Here is a 21,371-nt window from a genome sequence, read left to right on the forward strand (position 1 = left end):
ATAAAGTCGAACCCGTACACAGGAGCAACCTGCCACAGTAGTGATAACGCCGGGCTATGCTATTCTTCAATCTAACCCCTTCTTTCCCAACGGAATCTCTATGGAATTTGAAATCGTCTATTGGCATTGGGTGGTGCTTGGTGTTCTGCTGATGTTGAGCGAGATCGTTTTGACCACCTTTTTCATCCTCTGGTTTGGTATCGCGGCGGTATTGATGGGTGGGTTGCTGTTTGTAGTGCCGGGGCTGGATCTGACCTGGCAAATCCTGATCTGGACGGTGCTGTCGTCCATTCTGGCCCTTTTCTGGTTCAAGTATCTGAAACCACTTTCCATTGATAAAACCAAAGCCGGACTTTCCCGCGAGGCCATCGTCGGTGAGGTGGGGCAGGTGATCAGTGTGCCGCGGGATGGTAAACGCGGCCAGTTGCGTTTTCCGGCACCCATATTGGGCGCCGATGAATGGTTGATCATCTCCCAGGATGATCTGGCACAAGGTGACCGGGTGCGGGTAAAAGACGTGTCGGGTAATTCATTGATTGTTGAAAAAGCGTAAGCGGGACAGGAGAGATGGACATGTACGCCGGACTATACGTGGTAGGTGCGTTGTTTGTGTTGGTGCTGGTGACCCTGGCAAAAGGGGTGAGGCTGGTTCCACAGGGTTATAAATGGGTGGTGCAACGTTTGGGCAAATACCACTGTACCCTGGGGCCGGGGCTGAACATTTTGATCCCGTTCGTGGACTCGGTTGCTTACAAGGTGACCACCAAAGACATTGTCCTGGATATTCCATCCCAGGAAGTGATTACCCGGGATAACGCGGTGATCATTGCCAACGCGGTAGCCTATATCAATATCATTTCTCCGGAAAAGGCGGTGTACGGCGTGGAGGATTACCAGATTGCCATTCAGACTCTGGTGCAAACCACTTTGCGCTCCATTATCGGTGAGATGGATCTGGATGATGCCCTGTCCTCCCGCGACGCCATCAAGGCGCACCTCAAGAATTCGATTTCGGATGATATCTCCGATTGGGGCATTACCCTGAAAACGGTGGAGATCCAGGACATCAACCCCTCCGGCACCATGCAGACTGCCATGGAAGAGCAGGCGGCAGCCGAGCGCGCCCGGCGCGCCACCGTTACCCGGGCTGACGGCGACAAGCAGGCCGCGATACTTGAGGCCGATGGCCGCCTGGAAGCCTCCCGCCGCGATGCCGAGGCACAGGTGGTGTTGGCCAAGGCCAGCCAGCGGGCGATCGAAATGGTGACCAGCGCCATCGGCGACAAAGAAATGCCGGTGGTGTATCTGCTGGGTGAGAAATATGTGAAATCCCTGGAGCAGATCGCGAAATCCCAAAACGGCAAAACCATCGTGCTGCCGGCGGATTTACCGGCTGCGGTGAAAGGCATGATGGGCAAGCTCTAGAAAAACAATATTTGCCAGGCATTGGCTGCTAAGACATTAATCGAAACAGGTTTGTTTTGAAAACAATAACAACAGGGTTTATTACCAACGACACTGCCGGCGCAGGGTGTAAGCGTGGCCTCGCAGTGGTTCTGTTTTGCGTGCTGCAGCTGAGTTGTCTGATGGTGGTGGCTGGTTCTGTCAATGCGCAGACTTCGTTGGATGGGAAGGTTGTTGATCTGACTAATATGGAGGCGCGGCAGCGCATCCAGCTGAACGCCCACCTGGCCTATTTTGAAGATACCGACGATCTTGGTATTGATGACCTGCTGGCCGAGCCATATGAGTGGAGCATCAACCAGTCCGGGCTGCGTAACTTTGGGCAATCTTCAAATCCCTACTGGTTCAAAGTGACACTGGATAACCTGGATCAGGCGGGGGCGCCTTTGTATGTGCGCTTTGCCTATCCCCATGTTGATCTGTTGGATGTGTTTTGGGTGCATGACAAGGCAGTGATCAAGCGCTACCGGCTGGGCGACAGCGTGGCTTTCAATGAACGCCCGGTCGACAATCGGGTCTATTTATTGCCGTTGGAGGGGCTGGCTGCGCCCCGGGTGACGCTCTATTTGAAAGTGGTGTCCCAGGGGCCGATGGAGGTGCCACTGGATGTACTCACTTATTCCAAATTCTATGAACTCGATAAGGCTGAGCTGATTTGGTATGGCGCCTATTTCGGCGTGATGCTGGTGATGTTCTTCTATAACTTTTTTATCTTTGTCCTGGTGCGGGATATCACCTATTTCTACTATCTGTTTTATGTAGCCAGTACGGTGGTGTTGCAGTTCACCCTGACCGGGGCCAGCTTTCAGTTGTTGTGGCCGTTGTCGCCTGCACTGAACAACACGATGGTGCTCACCTTCACCTCCATGATGCCCCTGGCGGCGATTTTCTTCGTGCGGAGTTTTCTGCAATTGGAGACAACCGCGAAGCCGCTGGTGCGTTGGTTGGCCAGAGTGTTGGTGACGGCATTCTTCCTGCAGCTGCTGCTCTCATTTGTGCTGCCTTATGCCCTGGTGCTGAAGATTGCTCATGCGCTCTCGTTTACTGCAGTGAGTTTTGGGTTGTATCTGGGGGTTACGTACTGGTTTCGTGGAGTTCGGGCAGCCCGCACCTTTGCCTTGGCCTGGCTGGTGTATTTAATTTTTATTCTTATCTATCTGCTGCAGATTACCAGCACCACCCAGCCCAATATTGTATCCATACATGCGCTTGAAATAGGGTCGATGCTTGAGCTGGTGTTACTGTCGCTTTCCTTCGGACACCGTATAAATGAAGAGAAGGAAATGCGGATTCGAGCGCAGGACCAGGCGTTGAAGGCACAGAGCGCATTGAATCGCAATCTTGATCAATTGGTCCGGCGGCGCACCGACGAGCTGGAACAGGCCAATGCCCGCTTGAAAGAACTGAGCATCAAAGATGGCCTCACCGGCATTTTTAATCGCCGGCATTTTGAAGAGCTGGCACAGACGGAATACCAGCGCAGCTTTCGGGATAAAAACTGGCTCAGCATTGCCATGCTGGATGTTGATCACTTTAAGGGATTGAATGACCGTTACGGGCATCCGTTTGGGGATCTGTGCCTGAAAAAAATTGCCACGGTGATTATGGGACAGGTGCGGCGCCCGCCGGATATGGTTGCCCGCTACGGTGGCGAAGAATTTATCGTGTTGTTGCCCGGAACCAGCGTGGAGGGCGGAAACGTGGTGGCTGAGAACATGCGCCGCGCAGTGGAGGACATTTGCCTGCAACATGAGGGAGCTGAGGTGCGGCTCAGTATCAGCATTGGGGTGGCCGGCACCCTTCCGTCGCAGCGGGATGACCTCGAAAGCCTGATTAAAGCGGCGGATGACAATCTGTATAAAGCCAAGAAATCCGGTCGCAACTGTGTGGTGTGTTCGTCTGCTGGAGGAGCGTAGCTATAATTTTGACCAGACAGTCTTAGTCAACTATACATATTAGTAATATATTGAATTTGCAGAAAAAAGCGCAAGGTTGCTCAACGGCAGGGTCAGCGGCGGGGTTTGCCGCTGAATCAGTCCGGGATGCGCCTGGCAGGGAAGCCCAAGTCATCGCTACTGCACTGATACAGTTACCGGGCAAACATGTATAACAAACTCAGGAATACTTCCATCAAGCTGAAGATGACCATCATTGCGATGATCGCGTTGATAGGCTTTTCCAGCATCGTTTTCAGTAATTACAGTTTTTTTCAGGACACCACCGCATCGCTGGAAGAAATTCAGCAAGTGGACCTGGTGCTGGTGCAGATGGCAAACGATCTGCAGGTAGGCCTGGTGGATGTCAACCGGCTGTTTGAAGCGGCGATGGTGGAGGATGACAAGGATACATTGGAGGAGGCGTTGCTATTGGCCAAACAGCAACGCCAGATGCTGGATCAGCTGGATGAGCTGAAACCATCATTGCGGATCCAGGCCGGTGATCTGCTGGCGGCCTTTGAAGACTATGTTGAGTCCACCCGGCGTTACACCTCTGATGTCATTGACGATCTATACCGCAGTGATGAAATGTATGTGGCGGTGGCACCCACCATTGCCAAGCGGCAGGCTTATGAAAACCTGCTGCGACGATTTTCCTCCGATATTAATGCAAGCTTCGAAGCCACCATGGACAGCATTCGCGGGGAAGCGGAAGTGGTTACCCAGGAGCAGTTCGTCTTCGGCGCCATGTTGGTGGCTTTGGTATTGGGTGCGTATATCTGGCTGTTTATGGTGGTGAACAGCGCCATGACCGATGTTATTGAGGTATCCGGTGAGATCTCCGACGGTAATCTGGATGTGGATATCGGTGAAGCCAACAGTACAGAAGTGAAGAAACTGTTTGCTGCGTTAACCATTATGCGGGATCGATTGAAACAACAGAATAACGATGCCGAAACCCGCAGCCGGCGTCAGGAGCAGCTCACTCATCTAAACGAGGCATTGCGCGGTGAGCTCACCCTAAACCAGGTGCTGGATGCCATGCTCACGTCACTGGCGGGTATGCTCAATTCTCTGGTGGGGGCGGTTTATCTCTGTGAAGGGGATGAACTGGTGATGCGGGCCAGCTATGCCTATTCCCATCGCAAAGGCGATCGCAGCCGACTGCAGATGGGGGAGTCGCTGGTGGGGCAGGCGGCGGTGGAACAAAAGGTGTTTGTGGTCAGGGATCTGCCATTGGATTATTCACCGATAGCATCCGGTTTGGGCGAGTCAACACCCAGAGAAGTGTTGGTGGTACCCCTGGTGTTCAACGATCACTTACTGGGGGTCATGGAATTGATGACTTTCCAGGGCTTTTCCTCGGATGATGTGGAATTCATCAGCCGGGCGGCGGAAGGCATGGCCATTGCGTTGAATTCCTCCATTTCCAGGGTGCAGCTGGCGGAAGCGTTGGAGCGATCCAAGCAACAGGCTGAAGCCCTTGAACAGCAACAGGAAGAGCTTAGAGCCACCAACGAGGAGCTGGAGGAGCAGGCGGCGATACTGCGTTCATCAGAAGAGAGCCTGCAGCAGCAGCAGGAAGAACTGCGGGTTATGAATGAAGAATTGGAAGAGCGTAACCGGCTGCTGGATCGCCAGAAAGATGAAATTGAAAAGAACAACAGCGCCCTGGAGGTATCCCGTAAGGAACTGCAGGAAAAAGCGCGCCAGTTGGAAATGAGCGGTCGCTACAAAACCGAATTTCTATCGACCATGTCCCACGAGCTGCGCACACCGTTGAACAGTATTCTGATCCTGTCCCAGGGATTGATGGAAAACAAGAAAACCAATCTGGACGAGAAACAGGTGGAACACGCCAGGGTGATCAATTCCTCGGGGCGGGACCTGTTGATGTTGATCAACGACATACTGGATTTGTCCAAGGTGGAGGAGGGCAAGCTCGAGATCGTGGCAGAATCGATGCCACTTGCAGAGTTGGCGTCCAAGCTGCGTGGTCAGTTTGAGGCGCAGGCCGAGAGCAAACAAATTGGCTTTAACGTAAATATTGATGCGCAATTACCTGACAGTATACAAGTGGATGAGCATCGCCTCAGTCAGATCCTGCGTAACTTCATTTCCAATGCCCTGAAGTTTACCCACAAAGGGCAGGTAGAGGTTCAGATCGGCATCCCGCAACAGCCGATTGCTACGGTCTCCGGTGTGCTGCAAGCGGAGGAAAGCATTGAATTCAAAGTGATAGATTCCGGTATCGGAATTCCGCAGGATAAGTTGGATCTGATTTTTGAGGCTTTCCAGCAAGTGGATGGAACCATCAGCCGAAAATATGGAGGTACGGGATTGGGTTTGACTATTTCCCGTAAACTGGCAGAAATCATGGGGGGAGTGGTTCAGGTTCGTAGTGAAGGTAAAAATCGGGGTTCTGAGTTCAGCCTGTATCTACCGCGAACCTTTGGCGACGGGCAGGCAGAGGCTGCTCCTGCGATAGAGGCGCCAACGCCAGCGCAATCGCTTGCCGAGGACTTGGCCCCGTCCAGGGCTCAGCCGGAGCGGTCATCGCAGCAAAATGCACCGCAGCTCAGCAATGCCATTCTGATTGTAGAGGATGATGCCAATTTTAGTGGTGTGCTGAAAAACCTGGCGGAAGAATTCGGTTTCAGTGCTTTCTGCGCACACTCTGTTAAGGATGCATTATCCTTCCTCAGTCAAAACAGGCCCGGTTCCATCATCCTTGACCTGGGCCTGCCTGATGCGCCGGGCGAACGATTACTGCAGCAAATCAAGGATGATCCACAGACGAAAGACATTCCGGTACATGTAATATCCGGCAAGCTCAATGTCAGTCCATCCAGTATTGAAGGCGCTGAGGAGTTTATCGCCAAACCGTTTGGCCGTGATCGCCTTGACCAACTCTTTAATGACATCAGTTCGGAGTTGAGCGGGCTGTCCAGTAACCGGGTGCTGGTGATTGAAGATGATGTGGTACAGCAGGAACAGCTGCAACGCAGTTTTGCCGAACAGAATGTAGTTTGCGTGATGGCTGAAAATGGAAAGGATGCCATTAAGCAGCTGAAACAGGAAGTATTCGGCGCCATTATTCTGGATCTTGAACTGCCAGACTCCGATGGTTTCAAGTTGGCCGAAACGTTGAGTCATTGCACCAATGGCAATACGCCAATCATTATCTACACTGCCCGTGATCTGGATAAACGCCAGGATGCACAGCTGCGAAAGTACGCCAAGCGCATTGTGTTGAAAACGGATAAATCCATTTCCCGGCTGCTGAATGAAACCACGCTCTTTCTGCACTGGTTGCAGGGCTCGGATAAGCCATCCCATGGTAATGAGCCGGAAGATCCTTCCACCGTGAACCTGAATGATGTGGAAGGAAAACGGTTGTTATTGGTGGACGATGATATTCGCAACCTGTATTCGTTGTCAGCCGTATTGGAAGAAAGCGGATTTGAGATTGCAACTGCGGGTACGGGTACCGAAGCCATTGAAATGTTGGATCAGGAGCCCCGCTTTGATCTGGTGTTGATGGATGTAATGATGCCGGAAATGGATGGTTTGGAGGCAATGCGGCATATTCGCAGCGATCCAAGGCACAAGAATCTACCGATCATCGCGCTGACAGCCAAGGCGATGAAGGATGATCGCGCCCGCTGCATCGAAGCCGGAGCCAACGACTACCTGTCGAAGCCGGTGGACACCAATAAATTGAAGGCAATTGTGAAAATGTGGTTGGGACAAGCCTGATGGTGACGGTGGATAGAGGCGAACAGCTTAATGAGTTCGAAGTGGAGGTGGAGTGCCTGATGGAGGCGCTGTATCTGCGTTGGGGATACGACTTTCGAGAGTACTCCCGCGCCTCGTTGCGGCGCAGGGTAGCCCGCTATATGTCCGATAACCATTTCCAGCGCCTCTGTGACCTGCAGCATGATTTGATTCGCAATAAAAAACGGTGTGTTCATTTTGTGCGGGGGTTGACCGTCAATGTAACGGATATGTTCAGGGATCCGAAATTTTACCGCGTGATTCGGGAGCAGGTAGTACCGGAGTTGAGAAGCCACCCTTTTATAAAAATCTGGCATGCGGGTTGTTCCACTGGAGAAGAGGCTTATTCCATGTCGATTCTGTTGCATGAGGAGGGCCTGGGGGAACGGGCTGTTATTTATGCAACGGATATCAACTCCCAGGTTCTGGAACAGGCCAGTAAAGGCGTTTACCACGAGAAAATGCTGCTGGCCGCCAGAGAGAACTACGGCGCCACCGGCGGCAGCAACCGTCTGGATGACTTTATCTCGGTGGGCTATGAACGCTTTCTGATTGACCCTGAACTGAAAAAAAATATCGTCTTTACCCAACATGATCTGGTTACAGATCAGGTGTTTGGGGAAATGCAGATGGTGATTTGCCGGAATGTCCTAATTTACTTTCGACGCGAACTCCAGACTAAGGTGCTAACCTTATTTCATAACAGTCTGGATATGGGTGGCTTCCTGGGGCTTGGTATGAAAGAATCCCTGCGCAGTTTACCTAACAGTATTAGATATAAAGCCATTGATGAATCAGCAAGAGTGTTCCAGCGGGTTGATTAAGCAGGTCGAGTTAGTGGTTATAGGTGCCTCCAGCGGTGGCCTTGATGTGTTGATTACCCTTTTGCAACACCTGCCCCGGCACTATCAGATTCCAACAGTGGCCGTTTTACACCAGCGTCCCAACCGGTCCAGTGGCGTACCCGAAATGTTAGCTAAATACACCCACATGAAAGTGCAGGAGCCAGAAGACAAACAGGGAATAGAAGCGGGCAATTTTTACGTGGCACCGCCCAACTATCATTTGTTGATTGATAACGACAGAGTGTTTTCGTTAAGTCTGGATGCGCCGTTGAATTTTTGTCGGCCTTCCATCGATATGGCGTTCGAATCGGCGGCTGAAGTCTATGGCGACAAGCTGGTGGGGTGTGTGCTCACAGGGGCCAACTCCGACGGTGCTGAAGGTGTGCGTTACATCAAGCGCTACGGTGGCCATGTACTGGTACAGGATCCCGCTCAGGCAACAGTTGATTCCATGCCCAGGGCTGCCATTGCGGCGGCTGAGGTAGATGAAATTATTAAAATAGAGCAGATTGCAGAGCGCCTGTCCCTGTTCGCCGAGGGTCATCAGGCATGAAGCAAAGTATACTCATAGTGGATGATCAAAAGGCAAATCTGGTGGCATTGGAAGCCACTTTGGCGGATCTTGATAATGTGGAAATCATTTCCGCAACGTCCGGCCCGGAAGCGCTTTCCATTCTGCTCAAGCAGACCGTCGCCATGGTGTTGCTGGACGTGCAGATGCCCGGAATGGATGGCTTTGAAGTGGCCAGCTATATGCGCCAACGGTCCAAGACCCGTCACATTCCCATTATCTTTCTGACCGCCATCAACAAAGAAGAAAGCTATATGTTCAAAGGCTATGAGAGCGGAGGCGTGGACTTTATGTTCAAGCCCTTCGATCCCTTTGTTCTGCTCAGTAAGGTCAGGATTTTTCTGGAGCTGGATGGCCGGCAGCGGCAACTGGAAGATGCGCTCAGTAAACTCAAACAGGTTAAAACCAGTAACGAAGTGCTGTTGCGTTCGGTGGGGGAAGGCATCATCGGTGTGTGCCTGAAGGGAACCATCACCTTTGTGAATCCCGCCGCCGAAATGATCCTGGGTGTACACAGCTCGGCGTTGATCGGCCAGCACTTGTACGAGGCGGTCATTGTATCCACCCATCATGCAGAGAAAACCGGGTGGTTTCACACCAAACTCTATAAAGCCTGTTCCGAAGGCCGGGCATTCCACACAGATGTGGGTGTGTTTCGTTCCCATCACGATAAAATGCTGCCGGTTGAATACACGGCCAGCCCAACCCATTCCCCTTCGGGCAAGTTTGATGGCGCAGTGATTGTCTTCAAGGATATTACCGAGCGTAAAAAGATTGAGGAAAAGCTGCATTATATGGCGCAGTACGACGCATTAACGGAGCTGGGTAACCGTAACCTGTTTAGCTCGGCGTTGAATAACTCCATAACCTACAGTGATCACAGCGGGCAGAGTTTTGCGCTGCTGTTTATGGATCTGGATCGCTTCAAGCAGGTTAACGACACGCTGGGGCACGATGCCGGCGATGAACTTCTGAAGGAAGTGGCAATAAGAGTCGCTCAGTGTATTCGTGATTCCGATATTCTGTGCCGGTTGGGTGGTGACGAATTTACGGTGATCATTAACGGTGAGTATGCGGAGAAGGCATCGGTGCGGGTGTCCGAGAAGCTGATTCAGGCGCTGTCGCAGCCGTTCGAGATTTTCGGACAGGAGCTGTATGTGGGGGCCAGTATTGGAATCGTTTATTATCCCGAGATGGGTAAGGATACCAGTGAACTGATTCGTAATGCGGATATGGCCATGTATCAGGCCAAACATGAAGGCCGCAACCGATACCGGGTATTTGAGCCGGATATGAAAACCCAGGTTGAGGAATCCATGGCGCTTGAGGTGGAGCTGCGCAGAGCGGTGGAGACCATGGATTTCCAACTGCATTATCAGCCGAAGTTTGACATGACCAACGGCCAGGTGGTGGGGGCGGAAGCGCTGTTGCGCTGGAAGGTTGGCGATAAGATGATATCGCCGGCTACTTTTATCCCGATCGCCGAAGAGACCGGCCTGATCAATGGTATTGGCCGCTGGGTTTTTGAAACCGCTGCCGTGCAAGTGAAGCAGTGGAGTACCCGGTTCGATTTACCCGAGGGCTTTCGGATTTCGGTCAATATGTCCGTACAGCAACTGCAGGACCCGGATCTGGTGCGGGTAATGGGCAGTTTCATTGATGCCGCCAACATTGATCCCGGTTTGTTGGAGATTGAGATCACGGAAAGTCTGTTTCTGGAGCGCACCGAAGTGAATCTGCGTAATCTGGCAGGTATCCGGGGTTTGGGATCCGGTATTGCCCTGGATGATTTTGGTACCGGCTATTCATCGATGGGCTATTTGGCACAGTTACCCTTAACGGTGTTGAAAATTGATAAAACCTTTGTGGATGATGTGCATAAGCCCCAGGGCAGCGCCATCATCTCAGCGGTGGTGGCTCTGGCTCGGGGCCTGGGGGTGGATGTTATTGCTGAAGGGGTTGAGCAGGAGGATCAGGCATCACGCCTGATCGAGCTGGGCTGCGTTACCGCCCAGGGATTTTATTACAGTAAACCGATTCCGGCTGAAGAACTGGAACAATTGCTGGAGAGCAGTTTCGTAATCCTGGATAGTGCCGTCAGCAGTGCTGCCAACTCCGGCAGTTAATGGAGTTTGAATCCCGTCAGTTCCAACAGAAAGTGATCGCCGTCGTCATTCTGCTCCACTTTGACCGGGATGAAAGGGAATTCGTGATGCAGCCAGATCTCCGTTTGCCGCTTGTTGTCGTCGTGCAATCGTTTCAGGTGAAAGGTTTTGATGTTACCGGATTCCGTGCTGATGGTGGGTTTGTCCAGCAGCACAAATTTTCGTAATTCCTGATCGTTATCCTTGGCTTCCATGAACTGAATTTCCGCCTTGCCGGATTGAACCTCCAGTGCCAGCAGCAAAGTGCTGGTGAGCGGATCCTGCATACCGGCTACCAGATCAAACTCTCCTTGCTTTTTTTTGTGCACATAAGTGCCCCGGCCCCTTTGCCAGTCAAAGTTGATGTGATTTTTTCTTTTCTTGAGAAACGTGCCGCGGGTGGAATCGTACTGTAGCGGCCGGGGCTGGCCTGCCTGCCACAGAAACTCCGATCGCTCCTCCAGGCGGTAGATCATCGCACTGGCATCGTATTCGATCCGATACCGCTCCTGTCCCAGGCTGATCAGTTTGCGACTGCCCAGGTCGCTTACCGACATGCCGTTGGCTTCACCGCGATAGTGCGCCGTGAACGGGCTGAATGGCATGGTTTCAGCGTCAGCCCGTGACAGCCCTGTCATCATCAGCAGCAGGGTTAGGAAAGGCAATGCGCGAAACAGAGGCATATGAGTCCTTAGGTCAGATCCAGGCCGGTGGCCGGAAGCGTGGTTCCCTGATACAACACTCCATCGGGGGTGAGCTGTATTTGCTTGCTGCAAAACAATTGCACGCAGGCGGGGTAGAGCAGGTGTTCCAACTGCTGTACTTTCCGGGACAGGCTTGCCGCACAGTCGTCGTGCTCAACCGGCACCTTACATTGGCCTATGACAGCGCCGCTGTCCAGTTCACTACTGACAAAATGAACGCTGCAGCCGTGTTCCTGCTCGCCGGCGTCCAATGCCCGTTGATGGGTGTTCAGACCTTTGAATTTTGGTAACAGGGAAGGGTGAATGTTGAGCAGGCGCCCGGTAAAGTGATCCACGAAGTGATCGGTGAGGATACGCATAAAACCGGCCAGCACTACCAGCCCCGGTTGGAACTGCTCAATCGCCTGCAGCAGATCGGCGTCGAAGGCCTCCCGGGTGCCATAGCCGGTGTGGTCCAGCACCAGGGTTTTAATACCGTGTTTGCGGGCACGGGTAAGGCCCTGTGCCTGAGGACGGTTGCTGATCACCGCGGCAATCCGGCCTTCAATGCGGCCCGCCTCGATGGCATCGATGATCGCCTGCAGATTGGTACCGCTGCCGGAAATCAGTATGACGATATCCATTTACAGACCTTGTAATACCACTTCCGGGGTTTCCTGAGTACTGGCTTCAATGGTGCCGATGAGCCAGGCGGATTCTCCCAGATCTTGCAGTGCCGTTACCGCCGCCTGGGCCTGATCGGCTGCAATGGCCAGGATCATGCCGACACCGCAGTTGAAGGTACGGTACATCTCGCGGGGCTCGACGTTGCCTTGCTGCTGCAGCCAGTTGAAAATGGCGGGCCATTGCCAGCTCCGGGTATCGATCACGGCGTTGGTGGCATTGGGTAATACCCGGGGGACATTTTCTGTAATGCCACCACCGGTAATATGGGCCATGGCTTTGATTTGGAACTGATCCGCCAGGGCCAGCAGGGATTTCACGTAGATGCGGGTGGGTGCCATCAGGTGCTCGGCCAGGGGTTTGCCTTCCAAGGGGGCATGAACATCGGTTGCGCTGACTTCGATGATTTTACGAATCAGTGAGTAACCATTGGAGTGGGGGCCGGAAGAGGCCAGCCCAATCAACACATCCCCGGCACTGACGGTCGCCCCGGTTATGATCCGGTCTTTCTCCACCACGCCGACGCAGAATCCGGCCAGATCATAGTCATCACCTTCATACATTCCAGGCATTTCAGCGGTTTCCCCACCCACCAGCGCGCAGCCGGCCTGTTCGCAGCCGCTGCCGATGCCGGTTACCACGTCCGCTGCCACGTCCACATCCAGGTGGCCGGTGGCATAATAGTCGAGGAAGAACAGGGGTTCGGCACCGGTCACCACCAGGTCGTTGACACACATGGCCACCAGATCAATCCCCACGGTATCGTGCTGTTTCAGGTCAATGGCCAGACGCAGTTTGGTACCCACACCGTCGGTACCGGATACCAGCACCGGTTGACGGTATTTGACAGGTATCTCGCACAGGGCGCCGAATCCGCCCAGGCCGCCCAGCACTTCCGGTCGGCTGGTACGCTTGGCAACCCCTTTGATGCGTTGAACCAGTTGCTCCCCGGCATTGATGTCCACGCCGGCGTCTTTGTAACTGAGGGAAGGGGTTTTGTCTGCCATGATTGCTTCGAGCCCTTGAGTGAGTTGGGTGACTTTTGGATGTCCAGGGGGCCGCTATTCTAGCAGGAGTTGTTCTCCAGCCCAATGCTTACGGGGCGCCTGCGGCGGTGAAAGTTGCGTAGGTTTCGGTTTTATCACCGGCGTCGACGTTGTACACTTTCGCGCAATGGTTTTTCGAGGTACACCAGCGCGTTATGAGTAAGCGAGCACAGCGTTTAGTCTCCCTGGCAGTGTTAGGCTGCTTGATGATGTTGGCAACGGCCGGCCAGGCAGCCGAAGTGGTTGATCTTTATAAGGCCTCGGTGGATGTGGCCAATCGCAGTACGGATGCCCGCAATACGGCCCTGGCCAAGGGGTTGGCCACGGTGCTGATCCGGGTCAGTGGTAATTCCGCCATCACCGCCGAAAGCTCGGTTCAGGATGCCATGGCCAACCCAAATCGCTTCGTGGTCCAGTACGGCTACCAGACCCGTGAAGAGCTGTCGCCGGAAGAGGGCAGTATGCTCAAGCAGACTTACCTTAAAGTCAGTTTCGATGAGGCCGCCGTGAATCAGTTTTTGCGTCGACAGGGGTTTCCCATCTGGTCCTCCAGCCGACCCAATGTGGTGTTGTGGGGGGCAGTGAGGGATGATTCCGGACGCCAGGTTATCGGCGGTAAAAGTCAGCCCGCCCTGCAGCAGTTGCTGCAAATGCAGGCCAAACGGCGGGGGTTACCCCTAATCTTGCCGGCCTATGACGAGGAAGACCTGGCGCAGGTGAGAACCGGGGATATCTGGGGCATGTTTGTGGAGCCAATCAATACGGCTTCACAACGCTACAGCGCAAACGTAGTGGTGGTGGTGAAGATGTTGACCACCCCCGATCAGGTGCAGATCAGTGCCGCCATGAACCTGGACGAGCGCCAGCAGTGGTGGGAAACATCCGGCGACACCCTGGAGGCAGCTGTAGCGGCATTAATGGACCAATTGGGGGACCGTATTGGTGAACGGTTTGCGGTGCAGGCCTCCATGGAGGTTGGCGAACAGGTCATACTGGAGGTGGCGGAAGTGGATCAACTCACGGATTATGCCAATCTGGGGGAGTATCTGGATTCGGTGCTGGCGATTCGCGGCTGGCATTTGCGTATGGCCCAGGGCAGTAAGCATCAATACCTGCTGACGTTGGAAAGCAACCTGGATGCGCTGCAACAGAGCTTTCGCATCGATCGCAAGTTGCTGCCGCAACCGCCGCAATGGGTAGTGCCTCTGGGGCAGCCGCAAACCGAGGAACGGCAACCAGCACCGCCTGAGCAAATGGACGACGCTGCGCAGGTGACGGAAATCGGTACAGACACCCAGGAACCGGCTGTGCTCTATTATCGCTGGAACGGATAGCACCGGGTTTCATGAACTCAGGCATACGACACCTCCCTAATATCCTTACGGTTACCAGGATTGTGCTGGTGTTCCCCTTCGTCTGGTTCATGTTCAATGAACAGTATGACCGGGCCTTGTGGACCCTGTTGCTGGCGGGAGTCAGTGATGGTGTTGATGGCTTTCTGGCCAGGCAATACAACTGGCGCAGCCAGTTTGGTTCCATTGCCGACCCGGTGGCGGACAAGATTTTGCTGATTACCACGTTTCTCACCCTGGGTTTGACCAACCATCTGCCCTGGTGGGTGGTGGCGGTGGTGGTGAGCCGGGATCTGTACATATTCTGTGGCGCCATTGCCTACTGGTTTGTGGTGGGGCGTTATGAGGGCAGCCCCACCATGCTCAGCAAAACCTGCACGTTTATGATGATAGTGTTGGGGCTGGTTGTGATCGCGAATCTGGTATGGCCGCTGGTTCCCCCCCCGCTTTTGCTGTGGTTAAGCTATCTGGTGGTGGGGTTGTCCTTCATCAGCATGGGGCAGTACACCCTGCTGGGTATCCGAGGGTTTGCCCGAAGACGCGCTCATTCAGGTGATAGCCATGACTGATACATCCCACCCGCAGTTGGCTCTGCACCTGTCGCGAAAGCCTAATACGGATTTTGCCAGTTTCTATGTGGGCCATAACCAGCAGCTGGTGGGGCGGCTGCAGCAGGTGTCCCGCGGGGATTTGTCCGGCTGGTTGTATCTATGGGGGGCCGAGCAGAGCGGTAAGAGCCATCTGTTACAAGCTGCCTGCCAGCAGGCTGAAGATCAGGGGCTCAGCGTGTTTTATCTGGCTGGCGCGGAGGCGCGTACCCTGTCGCCGGGGTTGCTGGACAATCTGGCGGCGTTTCAGGTTTTGGCGATTGATGATATCCACCTGCTGACAACCGACCCGGCCTGGGCCGAGGCTCTTTTTCATTTATACAATAAACTTAAGGATTTAGGCTCCGTATTGCTGGTCAGTTCGGTATCGCCGCCGCGTCAGCTACCGGTGGGGCTTGCGGATCTGGCATCGCGGCTGATGGCCATGGAAGTGTATCAGGTGGTACCCATGGATGACGCTGATAAGGCCGGAGCACTGGCCCTGATGGCCCAGCAGCGGGGTTTTCTGCTGTCTGATGAGGTAATCGCCTATATTCTATCCCGCTCCGACCGAACCTTGCGGGTGCTGGAGGGGGTGGTGGACCGTCTTGACCATCAGTCACTGCAGGAAAAACGCGTAATAACAATCCCTTTCGTAAAAAAGGTCATGAGCTGGTAGAACTCTCATCTATACTTTTTAGGGTAGATGCATAACCAAGAGCCAAACCTGTTTTAATGACTGACCCGATTGCCAGCCAAAACAAGCGTTTTATCAGCCTCAAATGGCGGGCACTGGCCCTCACCAGTGCGCTGCTGGTGATTGTATTCACCATATTTCTGATGGCATCCCGATATTCCTCTGAACTGCAACTCAAAGAGCAGGGCAAGGATCGCTCTCAACGTTATGTGGAGCAGCTGGAGGCATTGCTGGATCGACAGGTGCTGCGCATGCAGGCTCTCTCCAGTTTGCTGCTGCAGTTTGAAGGTATGGAGCAGGCGATTCGCTCCGGCAACAGCGATATCATACGGCAGCGCATTGACCAGTTCTGGCCCCGTTTCCAGCAAGAGGCGTCGGTGAATTCCATCGTCCTGTTTTCACCCTCCGATGAAGTACTGTTGTGGCAGGGAGATCCCAGTATTCCGCCGGAAATGGTGGAGAAGTTCCGTTCCGACTGGAACAGCCGGTCGGCGCTTTCCTGCTTTAAAACCTGTGAGGTTTATACGGTCGTGCCCCTGGAGCTGGAAGGGTGGGGTAAAGGCATGGTGGTTTTGGGGGCCTACATGGATCAGGTTGTGGAACGCCTGCACGCCTTGTCCAAAACAGAAATTGCCCTGGCGGTTCGGCGCAGCCCGGACAGCTTTGAACATGACAATACGTTGTCGGGCTGGAGCAGCGACGTTACCTATTCCACTGACCAGGGCGACACCGTCGCCATGCTCCGGCAATTGGCCAAAGACCACGGCCGCGCTGAGGTGTTCAACGGTATTCTGGTGCAGGAAGGCAGCCGTTTCTATGAGGTGGTTCTACGCCCTCTACGGGGCGCGGTATTTCCCCGTCAGGGCGAGCTGTATATCATCAGCGACATCACCACGGAAATGCTGCAGCACCAAACCCTGCAGCGCAATGGTTTGGTGTTCGGGTTGGTGGGGTTGATTTTTGCGGAACTGGTGTTGCTCACCACATTGTGGGGGCCGCTTAATCGTTTACGGGCCATGGCATCGGTATTACCGATGTTGGCAACGCAGAAATTCACTCATATTCGGCAGGAGCTGAACGCCCTGCATCGCGACCTACCGTTTTCCGATGAGAGCGATGTGCTCAACAGCTCAGCCATGCGCCTGTCGCATCTGTTGGAGGAACTGCAATCTGAGCTGCACAGCCGGGCCGAGGAGCTGGAGAAGAAAACCGTCGACCTGGAAGCGGAAAAGCATTTTGTGCAGGGCATTCTGGATACGGCCCATGCCTTGATTCTGACCCAGGACCGCACCGGCTGCATTGCGATGGCGAATCATCATTGCAGCTGGATTACCGGCTATGATACGGGTGAGCTGGTTGGTAAATCGTTTTTCTGGCTGTTGCCGCAAAGTGAACAGTTGCCGGATCTTCAGTTTCAGATTAATGAGCTGGCCAACGGATTTCGGAACGAACTGCACCATGAATCGGCAGTAGTGCGCAAGGATGGCACTACCATGTATATGGCCTGGTATCACTCATTACTGCCCAACGGTAAGGAGGGCCACCAGATACTGAGTATCGCTCTGGACATCAGTGAGCGCAAAGAAGCGGAGGAACGGCTGGGCTGGTTGGCATCCCATGATACCCTGACCGGGCTGTTCAATCGGCGTCGTTTCAGTGAGGAATTGCAGAAATCAATCTCTCATGCCAAGCGTTACGAGCGGTCCGGAGCGATTCTGTTCTTCGATCTGGACCAGTTTAAAGACGTCAATGATACCAGCGGCCATAAGGTGGGTGATGATCTGTTGCGGCGGGTCTCAGAGCGCTTACGAATCGAAGCGCGGGATTCCGATCTGATATTCCGCCTGGGTGGTGACGAGTTTGCCATGCTGGTGCGTGAAGTGGATATCGAAGGTGCGGCCAAGGTGGCATCGCGCTTGTGTGATGCCCTGAACGGCGTTGAGGTCTTGGGGAATAGCCGGGTTCACCGGGTATCGACCAGTATCGGTGTTGCGCTGTTTCCGGATCATGGGGAGTACGTGGATGACCTGGTGGCGAACGCCGACATAGCCATGTATCAAGCCAAGGCATCAGGGCGCAATGGCTGGCATATCTATTCTCCGGAAGAACAGGATCGCGAACGTACCCATGAACGGGTGTATTGGAATGAGAAGGTGAAAGAGGCGTTGTCCACAGACAGCCTGGGTGTGGCGTTTCAGCCGATCCAGAACATTGCGCAGCAAAAACTCTCACACTTTGAAGCCTTATTGCGGGTGTCAGACGATGATGGTAAGCCTTTACCTACCTTCAAATTCATCCAGTCAGCGGAAGCCTCGGGCCTGATCCAGGAAGTGGATCTGCGCATCGTTGATAAGGTATTGGCTTATAAACGGGAGCTGGAGCGACGGGGTGTGGCAGCGGTTTTTGCCATAAACCTGTCGGGTATTTCCTTTCGTAACCCAAACCTTTACGACGAGATTGCGCGTAAGCTAAACCACTACGGTGTCAATCCTGAGGAAATCATCTTCGAAATCACCGAAACGTCGGCGGTGGAAGATGCCGTTTCAACCGCGGAGAAAATGCGGGATATTAAAAAGTTGGGATGCAAGTTTGCCCTGGATGATTTTGGGGTGGGCTTTTCATCTCTCTATCATATTAAGCAATTGCCTATCGATCTGGTGAAGATTGATGGCTCATTTGTGCGCCACCTGGCCACTGAAGCAGAAGACCGGGCGCTGGTGAAAGCGGTGGTGGAAGTTTCCAAAGTGTTTGGCCTGACCACAGTGGCTGAATTTGTAGAAAACCAGGAGATACTGGATATCCTGCGGGAGCTGGGTGTGGACTACGCACAGGGCTATCACATAAGCAAGCCGGAGCCATTTGACACCATTTGGGGTGACGGGGCATCGCAAGAGGGTGTAATCGGCGCGGATTGATTGAGCTTTGGTCAGCATGTCGTTATATTCTGCTCTACCGATAAAAAGAATATACCAACAAGGCAGTGTTCGGGTGTGATTACAGCTCGTGATTTACCAGGGAGAGTTCGGGGCGGGGCACTATTCCTTGTCACCGTATTGGTGTTGTTTTACGGAAATCATTCTGTCGCAGCCGAACCGATGGGCAATAGCCACTATCCTGCGGCGTCCATTCCTCTGAAGGCAGATGGCTTTGATCTGGCGCCCTATTTGCTGTTCTGGCAGGATGAAGCGGAGGCCTCATTCGAGGATGCACTCCAGGCCGTCAAGGGGGGCCAGTTTCAGGCTTTGCCGCAGGTTACCCCCAATCTGGGGTTTCGTGATGGCAGTGTCTGGTTTTATCTGGGATTGAGTAACCCCTATAACTATAAGCGCCTGGTTCTAATGGAGGTGGACTACGCCGTCCTGGATCAACTGGAAGTGTATTGCATTGGGCCGGAACACGGGCCCATCTATTACCCGTCCGGAGATCATCTGCAGTATGAGAGCCGTCCCTTAAAGGTTCGCAACTTTGTGTTTCCCCTGGCCTTGGAGGCTTTTCAGAGTCTCCAGTGCCTGTTGCGGGTGGAGACCTCAACCAATCTGCTGCTGCCGATCCGTGCCTATGACAATCTGTCCTATATCGAGCAGTCCCACGTTTTGGAACGCATGTTGGGCGTTATGTATGGGGTAGCCGTAGCGTTGCTTATCTATAATCTGATCCAGTATTTTTTCACCAGAAAAATGGTGTTTTTCTATTTTTCATTGCATGTACTGGGGGGGCTTTGTTACATGAGCTTCATGGATGGAACCCTCGCGCTCTACTGGATTAAATTGGAACTCCAGGATGTGGGCGTACCCATTGCCATTTGTTTGGGTATTGGATCAGCTTTGCTTTTTTCCAATGAATTTCTGGAGTTAAAAAATTCCCACCCCCTGTGGTCCCGTATTGCAAATTACTTTGCCTATGCCGTGCTGTTGTTGTTTGTGCTATCGCTGTTTTCGACTCTCAGGCTGGCTCACATGCTGAGTGCCGGATTGACTCTGGCATTGTGTTGCTTTTTGCTGGCAGCAGGCATCCAGCGGGTGCTGGATGGGTTTGCCCCGGCCAGGGTGTACCTTCTAGGGTTTGGTACTGTGTTCCTGATGGTGATCTGGATTGTCCTTAATATATTCTTTTTGAAGGCCGATGTGCGATGGATCACCTATGGTGTGAATCTGGTGTGGATGTTTGAGCTGCTGGTGTTGTCGGTGGCCATCAGCGTGCGCATCAAGTCCATGGAAGTTGAGCAGGTGGATATGAACGAGCGTATGCGCTTGATCAAGGATGAGAGCCATACTAAAACGGAATTTCTGGCTAAGGTCAGTCACGAGATCCGAACGCCGATGAATGGTATGTTGGGGTTGGTTGAATTGATTCAGTCCACGCCTTTGAACAAGGATCAAAAACGTTATATCAATGCCATACAGAACGCTGGTAAGGGGTTGCTGGAAGTGATCAATGACGTGCTGGATTTTTCCCGTATGGAAGCCGGTAAGATGGAATTATCCAATGAAAGGTTTCATTTACAGGAACTGTTGTCCGATGCCTGTTCCATATACGAGTTTGATGCCCGCAAAAAAGGCTTGGAATTGGGTTGTATTATAGCACCGGGTACCCCCCTGGAGCTGCTGGGTGACAATGTGCGTATTCGGCAAATTCTGTTGAATACGTTGTCCAATGCGTTGAAATACACCGACAAGGGATTCGTCCATATTAATGTTCAGCTTACCGACCAGATTCATGATGACAAGTTAGTGCTGCGTTTTGAAGTGGAAGACTCGGGTATGGGCATTGCAGTGGAAGATCAAACCAAACTGTTTCAATCGTATTCCCAGGTTAACAGAATTCAAAAGACGTCGCGCTTCAGCACCGGGCTGGGGTTGTCGATCAGCCAACAGTTGGTTCATTTGATGGGTGGCGAAATGGGCGTGAAGAGTGAGCTCGGGGCGGGCTCTTGCTTTTGGTTTGATATACCCCTGACAATGCCCGATGCTGCCGATGTAGCAGATCGACCCATTGTGCTTGATGTGTTTGACGGGAATTTGTCTGAGCCGGATGAATCGAATGCTGTCCCCAATAGCGGATTACCCCCCACCTTTACAGGCACAAGCAGCGACTCTGAGCCACGCATTCTGTTGGTTGAAGATAACGATATCAATCAGTCGGTTATGATTGAGTTTTTGACTAAGATGGATATTACCCCTGAGTTGGCGGTCAACGGGCGAGCCGCGGTAGAGCTGATCCAGCAGGAAGGCAGACAGTATGATTTGATCCTGATGGATTGTGAAATGCCGGTAATGGACGGCTATGAAGCGGCCGCCCGCATTGCGCGTTGGCAAAAAGCCAACGGGTGCAGGTTGACTCCGATTATTGCCCTGTCTGCCCACACCATGCACAAACATCGGGAAATGGCTCAGGATGCGGGCATGGTGGACTTTCTCACCAAGCCTGTAACATCGGAGCAGCTGTTTACCAAACTGGCACGCTATCTTGAGCTATCGGTGTCCTGACATTTGGCAGTGTAGGTGAACACCCGTCGGTTCGACTTAATACTGTGTTAGACTGACCGGATAACACGATGCAGAACTGTCATTGGATTTGGTGACTT

Annotated in this window: 15 protein-coding genes; 12 read left to right on the top strand and 3 right to left on the bottom strand. The window is 53.2% G+C overall.

The window, feature by feature from the left end; translation table 11 throughout:
* Nucleotides 1-100 precede the first annotated feature (100 nt).
* From D9N13_RS09260 to D9N13_RS09290, 7 genes are all read left to right on the top strand, one after another.
* Nucleotides 101-553 (top strand): NfeD family protein, encoded by a 453-nt coding sequence (locus D9N13_RS09260; protein WP_290588521.1) that lies wholly within the window; start codon nucleotides 101-103, stop codon nucleotides 551-553.
* Between the two features lie 20 nt (nucleotides 554-573).
* Nucleotides 574-1,425, top strand: a complete 852-nt coding sequence (locus D9N13_RS09265) for an SPFH domain-containing protein (RefSeq protein ID WP_290588523.1) — start codon at nucleotides 574-576, stop codon at nucleotides 1,423-1,425.
* A 56-nt stretch (nucleotides 1,426-1,481) separates the two neighbouring features.
* On the top strand, nucleotides 1,482-3,380 hold the full coding sequence (locus D9N13_RS09270; RefSeq protein ID WP_290588525.1) for a diguanylate cyclase: 1,899 nt from the start codon (nucleotides 1,482-1,484) through the stop codon (nucleotides 3,378-3,380).
* 186 nt (nucleotides 3,381-3,566) lie between these two features.
* Nucleotides 3,567-7,160, top strand: a complete 3,594-nt coding sequence (locus D9N13_RS09275) for a response regulator (protein ID WP_290588527.1) — start codon at nucleotides 3,567-3,569, stop codon at nucleotides 7,158-7,160.
* Complete coding sequence (locus tag D9N13_RS09280) at nucleotides 7,160-8,002, top strand: CheR family methyltransferase (protein WP_290588529.1); 843 nt, start codon at nucleotides 7,160-7,162, stop codon at nucleotides 8,000-8,002. The genes D9N13_RS09275 and D9N13_RS09280 overlap by 1 nt, the downstream gene beginning before the upstream one ends.
* Entirely contained in the window at nucleotides 7,968-8,576 is a 609-nt protein-coding gene (locus tag D9N13_RS09285) for a chemotaxis protein CheB (protein WP_290588531.1), read from the top strand. Before D9N13_RS09280 ends, D9N13_RS09285 begins: the two co-directional genes overlap by 35 nt.
* Entirely contained in the window at nucleotides 8,573-10,720 is a 2,148-nt protein-coding gene (locus D9N13_RS09290; protein WP_290588533.1) for an EAL domain-containing protein, read from the top strand. Before D9N13_RS09285 ends, D9N13_RS09290 begins: the two co-directional genes overlap by 4 nt.
* On the opposite strand, the gene D9N13_RS09295 is transcribed toward D9N13_RS09290, so the two are convergent.
* Genes D9N13_RS09295 through purM form a run of 3 tightly spaced genes read right to left on the bottom strand, consistent with a single transcriptional unit; the run spans nucleotide 10,717 to nucleotide 13,112 of the window.
* Nucleotides 10,717-11,421 (bottom strand): DUF3108 domain-containing protein, encoded by a 705-nt coding sequence (locus D9N13_RS09295; protein ID WP_290588535.1) that lies wholly within the window; start codon nucleotides 11,419-11,421, stop codon nucleotides 10,717-10,719. The genes D9N13_RS09290 and D9N13_RS09295 overlap by 4 nt on opposite strands.
* Before the next feature lie 8 nt (nucleotides 11,422-11,429).
* Nucleotides 11,430-12,065: a phosphoribosylglycinamide formyltransferase gene (gene purN, locus D9N13_RS09300; RefSeq protein WP_290588537.1), complete on the bottom strand. Its 636-nt coding sequence runs from the start codon at nucleotides 12,063-12,065 to the stop codon at nucleotides 11,430-11,432.
* Complete coding sequence (purM, locus tag D9N13_RS09305) at nucleotides 12,066-13,112, bottom strand: phosphoribosylformylglycinamidine cyclo-ligase (protein ID WP_290588539.1); 1,047 nt, start codon at nucleotides 13,110-13,112, stop codon at nucleotides 12,066-12,068.
* 245 nt (nucleotides 13,113-13,357) lie between these two features.
* On the opposite strand from purM, the gene D9N13_RS09310 reads away from it, so the two are divergent.
* From D9N13_RS09310 to D9N13_RS09330, 5 genes are all read left to right on the top strand, one after another.
* Nucleotides 13,358-14,485, top strand: coding sequence for a DUF2066 domain-containing protein (locus D9N13_RS09310; RefSeq protein WP_290588541.1), 1,128 nt, complete (start codon nucleotides 13,358-13,360; stop codon nucleotides 14,483-14,485).
* Nucleotides 14,486-14,496: 11 nt separating this feature from the next.
* On the top strand, nucleotides 14,497-15,072 hold the full coding sequence (locus D9N13_RS09315; protein ID WP_290588543.1) for a CDP-alcohol phosphatidyltransferase family protein: 576 nt from the start codon (nucleotides 14,497-14,499) through the stop codon (nucleotides 15,070-15,072).
* Nucleotides 15,065-15,769, top strand: coding sequence for a DnaA regulatory inactivator Hda (gene hda, locus D9N13_RS09320; RefSeq protein WP_290588545.1), 705 nt, complete (start codon nucleotides 15,065-15,067; stop codon nucleotides 15,767-15,769). Before D9N13_RS09315 ends, hda begins: the two co-directional genes overlap by 8 nt.
* A 56-nt stretch (nucleotides 15,770-15,825) precedes the next feature.
* Nucleotides 15,826-18,702 carry an EAL domain-containing protein gene (locus D9N13_RS09325; RefSeq protein WP_290588546.1) on the top strand — a complete coding sequence of 959 codons (2,877 nt, stop codon included), beginning with the start codon at nucleotides 15,826-15,828 and terminating at the stop codon, nucleotides 18,700-18,702.
* A gap of 180 nt (nucleotides 18,703-18,882) precedes the next feature.
* A complete protein-coding gene (locus tag D9N13_RS09330; protein WP_290588548.1) occupies nucleotides 18,883-21,273 on the top strand; it encodes a hybrid sensor histidine kinase/response regulator in 2,391 nt (796 codons plus the stop codon).
* Nucleotides 21,274-21,371 lie beyond the last annotated feature (98 nt).

Origin of the sequence: Ketobacter sp. GenoA1 (assembly GCF_003671475.1) — a bacterium.
GTDB lineage: Bacteria > Pseudomonadota > Gammaproteobacteria > Pseudomonadales > Ketobacteraceae > Ketobacter.